Annotated in this window: 9 protein-coding genes and 1 riboswitch; of the genes, 4 read left to right on the top strand and 5 right to left on the bottom strand. The window is 65.9% G+C overall.

All coding sequences use genetic code 11. The features are described 5' to 3' along the window. Positions 1-83: 83 nt before the first annotated feature. Positions 84-1,079, top strand: coding sequence for a hypothetical protein (locus J4G43_RS34315; RefSeq protein WP_208087634.1), 996 nt, complete (start codon positions 84-86; stop codon positions 1,077-1,079). 152 nt (positions 1,080-1,231) lie between these two features. On the opposite strand, the gene gcvP is transcribed toward J4G43_RS34315, so the two are convergent. The 3 genes from gcvP to gcvT form a co-directional block, all read right to left on the bottom strand. Continuing rightward, the gene (gene gcvP / locus J4G43_RS34310; RefSeq protein WP_208089491.1) at positions 1,232-4,099 is read right to left on the bottom strand and encodes an aminomethyl-transferring glycine dehydrogenase; all 2,868 of its coding nucleotides are present in this window, start codon (positions 4,097-4,099) and stop codon (positions 1,232-1,234) included. 180 nt (positions 4,100-4,279) lie between these two features. Next, positions 4,280-4,648 (bottom strand): glycine cleavage system protein GcvH, encoded by a 369-nt coding sequence (gene gcvH / locus J4G43_RS34305; protein WP_028158405.1) that lies wholly within the window; start codon positions 4,646-4,648, stop codon positions 4,280-4,282. 11 nt (positions 4,649-4,659) lie between these two features. Then, entirely contained in the window at positions 4,660-5,808 is a 1,149-nt protein-coding gene (gcvT, locus tag J4G43_RS34300) for a glycine cleavage system aminomethyltransferase GcvT (RefSeq protein ID WP_208087633.1), read from the bottom strand. Between the two features lie 143 nt (positions 5,809-5,951). Continuing rightward, a riboswitch (glycine riboswitch) is annotated at positions 5,952-6,040 on the bottom strand. Positions 6,041-6,273: 233 nt separating this feature from the next. Here gcvT and alaS point away from each other — a divergent pair. Both alaS and J4G43_RS34290 read left to right on the top strand, forming a co-directional pair. Continuing rightward, a complete protein-coding gene (gene alaS, locus J4G43_RS34295; RefSeq protein WP_208087632.1) occupies positions 6,274-8,952 on the top strand; it encodes an alanine--tRNA ligase in 2,679 nt (892 codons plus the stop codon). Positions 8,953-8,958: 6 nt separating this feature from the next. After that, on the top strand, positions 8,959-10,185 hold the full coding sequence (locus J4G43_RS34290) for a cyclic nucleotide-gated ion channel (protein ID WP_208087631.1): 1,227 nt from the start codon (positions 8,959-8,961) through the stop codon (positions 10,183-10,185). A gap of 4 nt (positions 10,186-10,189) precedes the next feature. Here the strand turns inward: J4G43_RS34290 and J4G43_RS34285 are convergent, their stop codons facing one another. Together J4G43_RS34285 and J4G43_RS34280 are read right to left on the bottom strand one after the other, a co-directional pair. Beyond that, complete coding sequence (locus J4G43_RS34285) at positions 10,190-10,693, bottom strand: DUF3455 domain-containing protein (RefSeq protein WP_208087630.1); 504 nt, start codon at positions 10,691-10,693, stop codon at positions 10,190-10,192. A gap of 98 nt (positions 10,694-10,791) precedes the next feature. After that, positions 10,792-12,003: an NADP-dependent isocitrate dehydrogenase gene (locus tag J4G43_RS34280; RefSeq protein WP_208087629.1), complete on the bottom strand. Its 1,212-nt coding sequence runs from the start codon at positions 12,001-12,003 to the stop codon at positions 10,792-10,794. A gap of 339 nt (positions 12,004-12,342) precedes the next feature. Between J4G43_RS34280 and J4G43_RS34275 the strand changes: the two genes are divergently transcribed. Further along, complete coding sequence (locus J4G43_RS34275) at positions 12,343-13,542, top strand: TrmJ/YjtD family RNA methyltransferase (RefSeq protein ID WP_208087628.1); 1,200 nt, start codon at positions 12,343-12,345, stop codon at positions 13,540-13,542. Positions 13,543-13,615 lie beyond the last annotated feature (73 nt).

Raw genomic sequence — 13,615 nt, 5'->3', positions numbered from 1 at the left:
GAAAAATTTTCGCGAGGAGCGGGCGCTGAGGACGTTGAGTTGCCGACGTCGTCAGTGTCCGTTTCGTTTTGGGGGCGTTCGCGATGAAACGCGTGATCCTGACCAGTTCGTCCGGCGTCGGTCTTGCCCATGCGGATCGCGCCGACATGGTCGTGCCGTTCATCTTTCGCTTCGTTTCGGGGCCACTGCCTACCTCGCATCACCTCGAGCAATACCTGACGGGAGGCTATGTCAGAGGCGATCCGGAGGTGCGTTGGTCCGATCTTGTTGGCCGGTTGCCTCAGACCGGTCTCGCCCACAAGGAGACAGGCCTGATTTGGTTTTGCGAGACCTATGGCGTCGATCTCATCGAGCTGTGGTTCGACCCTGAGCCCAATAGTCAGTTGCAACTGATCTGGATCCTCGATTATTTGCGGTCCCATCCATCGATCACCGATCGTCTGAGATTGCGACGTGTCAATTTCGACCTGCGCGGAGCGGACGGCACGGCGCTTCGCGATCGTATGGTGCGGGAGTTGGAGGTCGCGGACTGCGACTTCGAGATCGCTAACATGGCCTGGGAAGCCTACCGGGCGCCAACGCCGGAGCTCTGTTTCGGATTGCTCGGCAGGGATTTCCCCAGGCTGCCCTTCCTGAAGCCTGCGATGGAACAATTGCTGGCAGAACTGCCATCACCAATCACCGGACTAGGTACGACGGAAGCACGGCTTCTCGACCTGATTGCGCGGGGGCACAACCGTACCAAGGAGCTGTTTCAACCGGACGGTCCGCTGCAAACGCGCGTGTTCGATCAATGGGAATTGGGCCCGCTGCTCGAAGGGCTTGGGTCCGGCCCAATGCCGGTGATCACGGGTCTCGATCCGAAACTCGCGACGCTGGCCCCGCACGATGCGCGAGGCCGCAACGCCGCCTTTCGCCGAAGCCGGCTATCGCTCACCGAATTTGGGGAAGCGGTCCTTGAAGGCCGGGAGGATTTCTGCCGCCAAAACCCGATCAGACGCTGGTGGGGCGGAACGCTTCTGACCAACGAACGGCTGTGGCGTTGGGACCGACAGAACCATTCGCTGGTTGCACCCTAGATATGCGTTCGGGGCCGTAGGGTGGGCAAAGGCGCGCAAGCGCCGTGCCCACCATATTCCAACGCGCACAAAGGTGGTGGCCACGCTTCCGCCTTCGCTCTTCGAGCTACGGCGGACAAGTCGCTTTGCCCACCCTACGAAGCTACGATCCCTTACTCCGCCGCTTCCGCGTAGTCGCTCACCGGCGGGCACGAGCACACCAGGTTGCGGTCGCCATAGACGTTGTCGACGCGCCCGACCGGGCACCAATATTTGTCGGTGCGCGAGGTGCCTGCGGGGAAGCAGCCCTCGGCGCGGGTGTAGGCGCGCTTCCAATCGTCGTCCGCGATGTCGTGCACGGTGTGCGGGGCGTGACGCAAAGGCGAGGCCTCGATCGTGAAGCGGCCGGCCTCGACCTCGGCGATTTCTTTCCGGATCGCGATCATGGCGTCGCAGAACCGGTCCAGCTCCGCCTTCGATTCCGACTCGGTCGGCTCGATCATCAGCGTGCCCGGCACCGGAAAACTCATGGTCGGGGCATGGAAGCCGTAATCGATCAGGCGTTTTGCGATGTCGTCCACGGTGACGCCCGAGGTCGTCTTCAGCGGGCGGGGATCGACGATGCACTCATGTGCGACGCGGCCCTTCGCGTTCTTGTAAAGCACCGGGAAGTGCGCATCGAGGCGCGCGGCAATGTAGTTGGCGTTGAGGATCGCGATTTCGGTTGCGCGCTTCAAGCCGTCGCCGCCCATCATCAGAATGTAGATGTAGGAGATGGTGAGGATCGACGCCGAGCCGAACGGCGCGGCCGAGACCGGGCCGACCGGAGCTTCGGCTTGCGTCGCCGGGTGACCGGGCAGGAACGGCGCGAGATGCGCCTTCACGCCGATCGGGCCCATGCCGGGGCCGCCGCCACCGTGCGGGATGCAGAAGGTCTTGTGCAGGTTGAGATGGCTGACGTCGGCGCCGTAATCGCCGGGTCGGGATAGGCCGACCTGCGCGTTGAGGTTGGCGCCGTCCAGATAGACCTGGCCGCCATGGCCGTGCACGATGTCGCAGATCTCGCGGATGTGCTCCTCGAACACGCCATGCGTCGAGGGATAGGTGATCATGACCGCGGCGAGATCTTTCGAGTGCTTCTCGGCCTTGGCGCGGAGATCATTGACGTCGACGTCGCCGTTCTTCTCGCAGGCGACCACCACCACGTCCATGCCGACCATCGCGGCCGAAGCCGGGTTGGTGCCGTGGGCGGAGGAGGGGATCAGGCAGATTTTTCGGTGCGTCTCGCCGCGCGCGGCATGATAGCCGCGGATCGCGAGCAGCCCGGCATACTCTCCTTGCGCGCCCGAATTCGGCTGCAGCGAGATCGCGTCATAGCCGGTGATGTCGCACAGCCATTTTTCCAGCCGCGCGAACAGCGCGTGATAGCCCTTTGCCTGCTCGCGCGGCGCGAACGGGTGCAAGGACCCGAACTCCGGCCAGGTCAGCGGCATCATCTCGGTGGTCGCGTTCAGCTTCATGGTGCAGGAGCCGAGCGGGATCATGGCGCGGTCGAGCGCGAGGTCGCGATCGCTGAGCTTGCGCATGTAGCGCAGCATCTCGGTTTCCGAGCGATGCGCGTGGAACACGGGATGGGTGAGGAAGGCGGTGGTGCGCTTCAGCGCCTCCGGCAGCGCCTCGCGCGTGGTGGCGTCGATCTCGGCGTAAACAAGCGTGCCGCCGAACGCGCGCCAGACCGCCTCGACGGTCGCCGGCGTCGTGGTCTCATCGAGCGCGACGCGGAGCGCGGTTTCGCCAACACCGAGGTTGATCTTCTCGGCGGTAGCGCGCGCGACGATCTCGGCGCGCTTGGCACCGGCGTCCACGCTGAGCGTGTCGAAGAAGCTATCCGACTGCGGCGCAAAGCCGAGCTTGCGTAGGCCCGCTGCGAGCACGGCGGCGCGGCGATGCACGTTGCGCGCGATCTGCGCAAGCCCCTCGGGGCCGTGATAGACCGCGTACATCGAGGCGATCACGGCGAGCAGCACCTGCGCGGTGCAGATGTTGGAGGTCGCCTTCTCGCGGCGGATGTGCTGCTCGCGGGTCTGCAGCGCGAGGCGATAGGCCGGCATCCCGCGCGAGTCCACGGAGAGGCCGACGATGCGGCCGGGCAGCGAGCGCTTCAGCGCATCGCGCACCGCCATATAGGCCGCGTGCGGGCCGCCATAACCCATCGGCACGCCAAAACGTTGCGCCGAGCCGATCGCGATGTCGGCGCCAAGCTCGCCGGGCGAGGCGAGCAGCGTCAGAGCCAGGAGATCGGCGGCAACGATCGCGAGCGCGCCCTTGGCCTTCAACGTCGCGATCGCGGGCCTGAGGTCATGCACGGCGCCCGAGGAGCCCGGATATTGCAGCAGCGCACCGAGCACGTCTGATTTGTCGAGATCGGCGAGGGGATCGCCGACGATCAGGGGCCAGCCCAGCGGCTCGGCGCGGGTGCGCATCACCGCCAGCGTCTGCGGATGCACGTCCTTGTCGACGAAGAAGGCTTTTGCTTCGACCCGCGAGTGGCGCTCCGCGAGCGCCATGGCTTCGGCCGCGGCGGTCGCCTCGTCGAGCAGCGAGGCGTTGGCGACGTCGAGCCCGGTGAGGTCGCAGATCATGGTCTGGAAGTTGAGCAGCGCCTCCAGCCGGCCCTGGCTGATCTCGGGCTGATAGGGCGTGTAGGCCGTGTACCAGGCCGGGTTCTCCAAAATGTTGCGCTGGATCACCGCGGGCAAAACCGTGCCGGAATAGCCCTGGCCGATCAGCGAGGTGAAGACCTGGTTCTCTCGCGCGAGCTCGGCCATGTGCGCGATCGCCTCGGTCTCGCTCAAGGGCTTGCCGAGATCGAGCGGAGCGGTCTGCCGGATCGAGGCCGGCAGCGTCTCCGCCATCAGGGCGTCGACGCTCTTGGCGCCGACGGCCTCCAGCATGGCGGTGACGTCGCGCGCCGACGGGCCGATGTGGCGGCGAACGAAGGTGGCGGCGGCGTCGCCATTGGATTTGCGGTGCGCGGTCATCATGGGTCCTCGCTTTAGATTTCGCTGTCGCCGTCATGCCCCGCGAAGGCGGGGCATCCAGTAAACGCAGGCGTCACGGCTTGAGCCGAGAAGCCGCGGCGTACTGGATCACCCGCCCCAGTGCGCAGTGCGCACAAGGCGGGTGATGACACCGAATATGAGGTCAGAGTTCGCTTCATCTCACGCCGTATGTGCCTTGTAGGCGGCCTCATCCATGAGGCCGCCGAGCTCGCTCTTGTCGGCCATTCTGATCTTGAAGAACCACGCCTTGCCTTGCGCGTCCGAGTTGACCAGCGCCGGCTCGGCGGCGAGCGCGTCGTTGGTCTCGAGCACTTCGCCGGTGACAGGCGCGTAGACGTCGGAGGCGGCCTTCACCGATTCCACGACGGCGGCGGCTTCCGCCTTCTTCAGGCTGCGGCCGACCTTCGGCAACTCGACGAATACGACGTCGCCGAGCTGCGACTGCGCGTAGTCGGTGATGCCGACGGTGGCGACATCGCCGTCGATGGCCAGCCATTCGTGGTCGGAGGTGTACAGCGTCGTGGTCATTTTCTCAGTCCTCAGCGTTTGTAGGTGTTTTTCACGAAAGGCATGGCGGCGACCGTGAGCGGCAGCCGCTGGCCGCGCACTTCGGCGAAGAGTTTTGTATCGAGCGCGCTCGATGCCGTGGGCACATAGCCCATCGCGACCGGCGCATTCAGGCTCGGGCCGAAGCCGCCCGAGGTGACCTTTCCGATCGGCTCGCCGCCGGCGTCATCCGCAAACAGCAGCGCGCCCTCGCGCACCGGCGCGCGGCCTTCCGTGCGCAGGCCGACGCGGCGGCGGCTTGCGCCGTGATCGAAATGAGCGAGGATCGCATCAGTGCCGGGAAAGCCGCCGGTGCGCGCGCCGCCGCTGCGGCGGCTCTTCTGCACCGACCATTCCAGCGCGGCCTCGACCGGCGTGGTGGCGGTGTCGATGTCGTGGCCGTAGAGGCAGAGCCCGGCTTCCAGCCGCAGGCTGTCGCGGGCCCCTAAGCCGATCGGCATCACATCGGGATTGTCCAGCAGCGTTTTGGCGAGGCGCTCGGCATCGGCCGCGGGGACCGAAATCTCGAACCCGTCCTCGCCGGTGTAGCCGGAGCGCGAGACGAAGCAGTCGAGACCGGCGACCTTGTGCGGGCCGGCATCCATGAACTTCATGGAGGGGGCCTCTGCACACAATTTCGCCAGCGCGGCTTCTGCCTTCGGGCCCTGCAGCGCGATCAGGGCGCGGTCTTGAAGCGAATCGATGATGCAGTCGTCCGAGAGATGCGCGCGCAGATGCGCTTCGTCCGCTTCCTTGCAGGCGGCGTTGACGACCAGGAACAGGTGGTCGCCGAAATTGGCGACCATCAGATCGTCGAGAATCCCGCCGTCCGGATTGGTGAACTGGGCATAGCGCTGCCGTCCCGGGGCAATCGCCACGATATCCTGCGGCACCAGCCGTTCCAGCGCGCGGGCAGCGTCCTCGACCTTGCCCGACTTCGGCCGAAGCGCGAGCTGGCCCATATGGGAGACGTCGAACAGGCCGGCGGAGGAACGGGTATGGAGGTGCTCTTTCAGGACGCCCGCGGGGTACTGAACGGGCATGTCATAGCCCGCGAACGGCACCATCTTGCCGCCGAGGGAGACATGAAGCCCATGAAGGGGCGTACGTTTGAGGGAATCTTGGTCGTCGCGCGCAAGCATCACGGGGCCCTCGGCGGTTCCCCGGGGACGATTCCCCGGTAGCAACCAGTCGAAGCCCCATCTGTCGCTGTGCCTGAGAGTATTATCCCGTCGGCGGACGTCGTCCGGGCTATGCCCGTCGGCGCCTCTTTCCAGATGTCGTCAAAGCCACGCGGTCCTTTTGCCTGAGAGTTTCCGGGGCGGTTGCTCCTTCGGCGCCGGCACCAAAGCCGGTCTCTCCCGACGTGGCCGTACGATACAGATGGGTACAGACCACAGCCCGGCCAAGCCTGTCAACGCGCACCTGGCGGCTTTCAACGGGATTGCAAACGGGATTGCGCGCCTGCGGCAACTCACTGATCTCCTTGCACAGTTTCTGGACAGCGCAGCTGGCCTTGTCTAAAAGCGCTTTGACCCGCAGATATCAGCCCAAATGCCCGGTTTGGATGGCGTATCGCGGGTCCAAGCACACCCGATTGGATGAACATGAGCGGCGTCAACGAGATCAGGTCGACCTTTCTGAACTTCTTTGCCGAGAACGGCCACGAGATCGTGTCGTCCTCGCCATTGGTGCCGCGCAACGATCCGACGTTGATGTTCACCAATGCCGGCATGGTGCAGTTCAAGAACGTCTTCACCGGCGTCGAGAAGCGGCCCTATCAGCGCGCCACCACGTCGCAGAAATGCGTGCGCGCCGGCGGCAAGCACAACGACCTCGACAATGTCGGCTACACCGCGCGCCATCTCACCTTCTTCGAGATGCTCGGCAACTTCTCGTTCGGCGACTATTTCAAGGAGCGCGCGATCGAGCTGGCCTGGACCCTGATCACCCGGGAGTTCGGGCTGAAAAAGGACAAGCTGCTCGTCACCGTCTACCACACCGACGACGAGGCGGCCGGCCTGTGGAAGAAGATCGCCGGCTTCTCCGACGACCGCATCATCCGTATCCCGACCTCGGACAATTTCTGGGCGATGGGCGACACCGGGCCGTGCGGCCCGTGCTCGGAGATCTTCATCGACCGCGGCGAGCACATCTGGGGCGGACCTCCGGGCTCGCCGGAAGAGGACGGCGACCGCTTCCTCGAATTCTGGAATCTCGTGTTCATGCAGTACGAGCAGGTGACGAAGGAGGAGCGCGTGGATCTGCCGCGTCCCTCGATCGACACCGGCATGGGGCTGGAGCGCATGGCCTGCATCATGCAGGGCGTCGACAGCGTGTTCGAGACCGACCTGTTCCGCCATCTGATCGATGCGACCGCGTCCGCGCTCGGCAGCGGGCCGAACGAGCAGACCGTCGCCTCGTTCCGCGTCATCGCCGACCATCTGCGCTCCTCCGCCTTCCTGGTCGCGGATGGCGTGCTGCCCTCGAACGAGGGCCGCGGCTATGTGCTGCGCCGGATCATGCGCCGCGCGATGCGCCATGCGCAGTTGCTCGGCGCCAAGGAGCCGTTGATGCATCGCCTGGTCTGGGCGCTGGTGCGCGAGATGGGCCAAGCCTATCCCGACCTGATGCGCGCTGAAAACCTGATCGAGGAAACGCTGCGGCTGGAAGAGACCCGCTTCCGCAAGACGCTGGTGCGCGGCCTTGCCATCCTCGACGAGAAGAGCGCGTCGCTGAAAAAGGGCGACATGTTCGACGGCGACGTCGCCTTCACGCTGTACGACACCTACGGCTTCCCGCTGGATCTGACGCAGGACGCGCTGAAGTCGCGCGGCATCGGCGTCGACCAGGCCTCCTTCACCGACGCGATGGAGCGCCAGAAGGCCAAGGCGCGCGAGTCCTGGAAGGGTTCGGGCGAGGCGGCGTCCGAAGCGATCTGGTTCCCGCTGCGCGAGAAGCTCGGGGCCACCGAATTCCTGGGCTACGAGACCGAGACCGCCGAGGGCGTGGTGACCGCGCTGGTCAAGGACGGCAAGGAAGCCACAAGCCTCAAGGCCGGAGACACTGGTGCGATCGTGCTGAACCAGACGCCGTTCTATGCGGAGTCCGGCGGTCAGGTCGGCGACACCGGCGTGCTGACCGGCGAGGGCGGCATCAAGTTCCGCGTCACCGACACGCAGAAGAAGCTCGGCGATTTCTTCGTTCACGTCGGCACCGTGGAGAGCGGCGAGCTGAAGCTCGGCACTGCGCTGCAGCTCGAGGTCGATCACGGCAGGCGTTCCTCGATCCGCGCGCACCATTCGGCGACGCATCTCATCCACGAGGCGCTGCGCCAGGTGCTCGGCGATCACATCGCCCAGCGCGGCTCGATGGTCGCGCCGGATCGCCTGCGCTTCGACTTCGTGCATCCGAAGCCGATCACGGCGGAAGAACTCGCCCGCGTCGAGGACATCGCCAACGACGTGGTGCTGGAGAACGACGAGGTCACCACCCGCGTCATGGGCGTGGACGAGGCCCGCGAGGCCGGGGCGCGCGCCCTGTTCGGCGAGAAATACGGCGACGAGGTCCGCGTCGTCTCGATGGGCAGGACCGCGCGGGAGCGCGGCGCCAACGCGCTCGGCTGGTCGGTCGAGCTCTGCGGCGGCACGCACGTCAAGCGCACCGGCGACATCGGCCTGATCACGCTGACCGGCGAGAGCGCGGTGGCCTCCGGCGTGCGCCGCATCGAGGCGCTGACCGGCAATTATGCGCGCAGGCACGCCAACGAGACCATGGCGCTGGCGAAGACCGCGGCCAACGAGCTGCGCACCTCGATCGACGACGTCCCGGCGCGCATCGCAGCGCTGATGGAGGAGCGCAAGAAGCTCGAGCGCGAGGTCTCCGACGCCCGCAAGAAGCTCGCGATGGGCGGTGGTACATCCGTCGGGAACGGCGCAGCCGCAGGCGTGCGCGAAATCGGCGACGTCAAGCTGATGGCGCGCGCGGTCGAGGGCATCGAGATGAAGGATCTCAAGAGCCTTGCGGACGACGGCAAGAAGCAGATCGGCTCCGGCGTGGTCGCCATCGTCGGCGTCACCGAAGACGGCAAGGCCGGGATCGTGGTCGGCGTCACCGCCGATCTCACCGCGCGCTTCAATGCCGTGAACCTGGTGCGCGTCGCCTCCGAGGCGCTCGGCGGCAAGGGCGGCGGCGGCCGGCCCGACATGGCGCAGGCTGGCGGTCCCGATGGCGCCAAAGCGCCCGAGGCGCTCGCGGCGATCGAAAAAGCGATGGCAGGCGCATAAACGGCCATGCGCCTCGTTCCGCGAGGACGTGGCTCGGCCGATCCCAACCTAAGGGATCGCCTGTACGAATTGCTGGAGCACGATCCGCTCGCCTACTCGATCGGGTCGCGCTTCATCCAGGTGATCATCAGCGTCATCGTGCTCGACGTGGTCGCGATGATCCTCGCCTCGGTGCCGGAGCTCGACGCGCGGTTCGACACGCTGTTCAGCGCGGTCGCCGTCCTCGCCGTCATCGTGTTCGCGCTCGAATATCTGGCGCGGCTGTGGACCGTTGCGGGGCACACCCAGCGCAACGGCTCCGCGCTGTCCGACCGGCTCTCTTATGCCTTCTCCGCGCTCGGCATCATCGACCTCATGGCGTTCCTGCCGGCCGCGATCGTGCTGGCCACCGGCCGGCACGCGACGCTGGCTGGGCTCGGCGTGCTGCCGTTCTTCAAGCTGATCCGTTATTCGCCGGCGATGCGCTCGCTGCTCGCGGCCATCCATGCCGAGCGGCGTGCGCTGATTGGCTGCATCGTCATCCTGATCGGTGTGGTACTGACCTTCGCCTCGCTGCTCTACGCCATCGAGCGTGATGTGCAGCCCAGCAAGCTCGGCACCATTCCGGACGCGATGTGGTGGGCAATCGTGACGCTCGGCACCGTCGGCTATGGCGACGTCGTGCCGGTGACGCCGCTCGGTAAATTCATCTCGGTGTTCGCGATCATCTCAGGCTTTGCCATGATCGCGCTGCCGGTCGCGATCATCTCGACCGCCTTCGCCGAGGAGGTGAGGCGGCGCGATTTCGTGGTGACCTGGGGCATGCTGGCGCGGGTGCCGCTGTTCTCGCATCTTTCGGCCGCGGAGATCGCCGACATCATGCGGTTGCTCCGGGCCCGCACCATCGAGCAGGGCGAAATATTGGTGCGCCGTGGCGATACCGCCTCGTCGATGTATTTCATCACTGCCGGCGAGGTCGAGATCGCGCTGCCGAGCCAGCAGGTGCGCCTCACCGACGGCACCTTCTTCGGCGAGATCGCGCTGCTACATAAGACCAAGCGCAGCGGCACGGTGACGGCGACGCGCAAGACGCGGCTGCTCGTGCTCGACGCCCAGGATTTTCACGCGCTGATCGAGCGCATGCCGACGCTCGGCGCCCACGTCCATCAGACCGCGAAGGCACGGCTCGAGGAGACCGGCGATCTTGCGGCGGCAGAATTGGCGCGGGCGGAGCGCGACGACACCGACCGCTAGGCGGTCATCCCTTCTTCAGGAAAATGTAGTCGGCCGAGTAGGGCGCGCTTTTGAATTCGCCGGCCGTGTCGCATGCGCCGTCGAGCTTGCCGCCGTGGGTGTTGATGCGCTGGACGGTGGTGACCGGCGTCAGGATGCCGCTGCCGCGGCGGGAGGCGACCTCCAGCTTGAGCCAGGGGATATCGGCGGCGGTTGCGCCCGGCGCGTTGCCGATGGCCTTGCCGGCCACGGCGCTGCCGTCGGCGAGTTCCCAGTTCGGGCCGGCATAGTGGCGGCCGACGGTCTTGCCCTCGGCGAGCAGCGTCGCCACCGGCTCGCGGAAGGCCCAGGCAAGCTTGCCGTCGGCGGCTGCCTTGCAGTCATAGACCTGCGCGCCTTCGGCATGGACGCTGAGCACGACGGTCTCGCCGGGGGCGGCGATGGCGTCGGGGAGCGGCTCCGCGGCTGCGGCGGGTCCGGCCATGGCGGCCAGCAGCATCAGGCAGGGGACGGCAAGCTTGATCGACATGGTCGCATCTCCGCGCGAGGGGGCTCAAAAAATGGGCCGCGCCTCGGCGCGGCCCATAATGATGTCTAACCCCGATCAGACGAAAATAATGCGCGGGCTTACGCCAACGCTTTCGTGAGATTCTCGGCAACCTTGTCGAGGAAGCCGGTGGTCGAGAGCCAGCGCTGGTCGGCGCCGACCAGGAGCGCGAGGTCCTTGGTCATGTAGCCTTCCTCGACGGTGTCGACGCAGACCTTCTCCAGCGTGCTCGCGAACTTGGCGAGCTCGGCATTGTTGTCGAGCTTGGCGCGGTGGGCGAGGCCACGGGTCCAGGCGAAGATCGACGCGATCGAGTTGGTCGAGGTCTCCTTGCCCTTCTGGTGCTCGCGGTAGTGGCGGGTCACCGTGCCGTGGGCGGCTTCGGCTTCCACGGTCTTGCCGTCGGGGGTGAGCAGCACCGAGGTCATCAGGCCGAGCGAGCCGTAGCCCTGCGCGACCGTGTCGGACTGCACGTCGCCGTCGTAGTTCTTACAGGCCCAGACATAGCCGCCGGACCATTTCAGCGCCGAGGCCACCATGTCGTCGATCAGGCGGTGCTCGTAGGTCAGGCCCCTGGCCTCGAATTCCTTCTTGAATTCGCGGTCGTAGATGTCCTGGAAGATGTCCTTGAAGCGGCCGTCATAGACCTTGAGGATGGTGTTCTTGGTCGAGAGGTAGACCGGGTAGTTGCGCAGCAGGCCGTAGTTCAGCGAGGCGCGGGCGAAGTCGATGATGGAGTCGTCGAGATTGTACATCTCCATGGCGACACCGGCGCCGGGCGCCTTGAACACTTCCTTCTCGATGACGGTGCCGTCCTCGCCGACGAACTTCATCGACAGCGTGCCCTTGCCCGGGAACTTGATGTCGGTGGCGCGGTACTGGTCGCCATAGGCGTGGCGGCCGATGATGATCGGCTTGGTCCAGCCGGGAACCAGGCGCGGCACGTTCTTGCAGATGATCGGCTCGCGGAAGATCACCCCGCCGAGGATGTTGCGGATGGTGCCGTTCGGCGACTTCCACATCTGCTTGAGGTTGAACTCCTTCACCCGGGCCTCGTCCGGGGTGATGGTGGCGCACTTGACGCCGACGCCGACCTTCTTGATCGCCTCGGCGGCGTCGATGGTGACCTGATCGTTGGTCTCGTCGCGGTACTCCATGCCCAGGTCGAAATACAGCAGCTCGACATCGAGGTACGGGTTGATCAGCTTGTCCTTGATGTACTGCCAGATGATCCGGGTCATCTCGTCGCCATCGAGTTCGACGACGGGGTTGGACACCTTGATTTTTGCCATGATCGGAGAAGCCTCTTGGGAACGGGCGCCCGGGGGCGCGAACGGGAATATCCGCCGCCTCATAGCACCTGACTGCAGCGGGCGAAAGCCAAGGGATTATGCACTTTTAGCTCATCCAGCTTGCCCAGATGCGGGGCGGGCGGGCCCTGCCGCAGGGGGCGGGCCTCAGGCTTCAGAAGAGATTCAAAAGTCGAATCCAACCCGTTATTTCCCTTGAGAATTTCGTCAGGACAGGCAAACGACAAGCGAACGGGCAGCCGCCCCCTTGGGCCGGCTTTGAATCAACTCCTGAAGAGCGCCTTGCCAAGGCCTTGAGAACCAGTGTGAAAGCGAAGCGAGATGTCGGGGACTGACAAGACCAAGGCGGGCCTTTCCCTCGACGGTCCCATCGTGATCCTGGTCGAGCCGCAGCTTGGCGAAAACATCGGCATGGCCGCGCGCGCCATGGGCAATTTTGCGCTCAGCCGATTGCGCATCGTCAATCCCCGCGACGGCTGGCCCAACATCGCCGCCCAGCGCGCCGCGGCCGGCGCCGACTATATTCTGGAAAAGGTCGAATTGTTCGACACGGTCGGCGAGGCGGTCGCAGATCTCGACCTGCTGTTCGCCACCACCGCGCGTCCCCATGACCAGGCCAAGCCGGTGGTCGGGCCGGAGGCAGCTGCGGCCGAGATCTCGGGTCACGTCGCGACCGGGGGCAAGGCCGGCATCCTGTTCGGCCGCGAGCGCTGGGGGCTGACCAACGAGGAGGTCGGGCTCTCGAATCGCATCATCACCTTCCCGGTCAATCCGGGCTTTGCCTCGCTCAACCTCGCCCAGGCCGTGCTGCTGGTCGGCTATGAATGGTTCAAGCGGGCAACGTCAGGCGAACTGCCGCACAGCATGCCCGAGCGCTCCGAGCGCGCCTCGCAGCACCAGATGCAGGCCTTCTTCGACAACCTCATCCGCGAGCTCGACCGGGTCGAATTCCTGCGCCCGGCCGAGAAGCGCGACACCATGCTGGTCAACCTGCGCAACATCTTCAGCCGGATGGAGCCGACCAAGCAGGACATGCACACCCTGCATGGTGTGGTGATGGCGATCGCGGAAGGGCGCAAGGGCCCGGCCAAGGGCGGCGTGCTCGACGGCGAGCAGGCCACGCGTCTGCGCGCGCTGCTGGCCGAGCACGGCCAGGGCGGCGGCGTGCCCGACAGCGGATCGACCGTGCGCGGCCTCGCCCGCCTGCTCCGCCGCAACCCGACCGATGCCGAGCGCCTGCTCTGGCAGGCCCTGACCCGCGACCGCCGCTTCGCAGGAGGGTTCAAGCGCCAGACCCCGGTCGGCCGGCACATTCCCGATTTCGTCTCGTTCCCACACCGGGTCGCGATCGAGCTGGTCAACCCGGGCGAGGGCGAGACCATCGCGGCTGATCGTGCGGGCCGGCGGACGTGGCTGGAGGCGCGCGACTATCGCGTGCTGGAGATCCGGGCAGCGGACGTGGAGCGCGATCTCGAGGCGGAGCTGGTGCGGCTGCAGGGGATGATCGAGCCAAGCGCGTAGGTCTCGTAGGGTAGGCAAAGCGACTTGTCCGCCGTAGCTCGAAGAGCGGAGGCGGAAGCGTGCTCAACATGTC

Source organism: Bradyrhizobium barranii subsp. barranii, assembly GCF_017565645.3.
In the GTDB taxonomy this organism is placed as follows: Bacteria; Pseudomonadota; Alphaproteobacteria; order Rhizobiales; family Xanthobacteraceae; genus Bradyrhizobium; species Bradyrhizobium barranii.
Note: the sequence above shows the minus strand (reverse complement) of the source record. Positions and strands in the feature narration are given on the sequence as shown.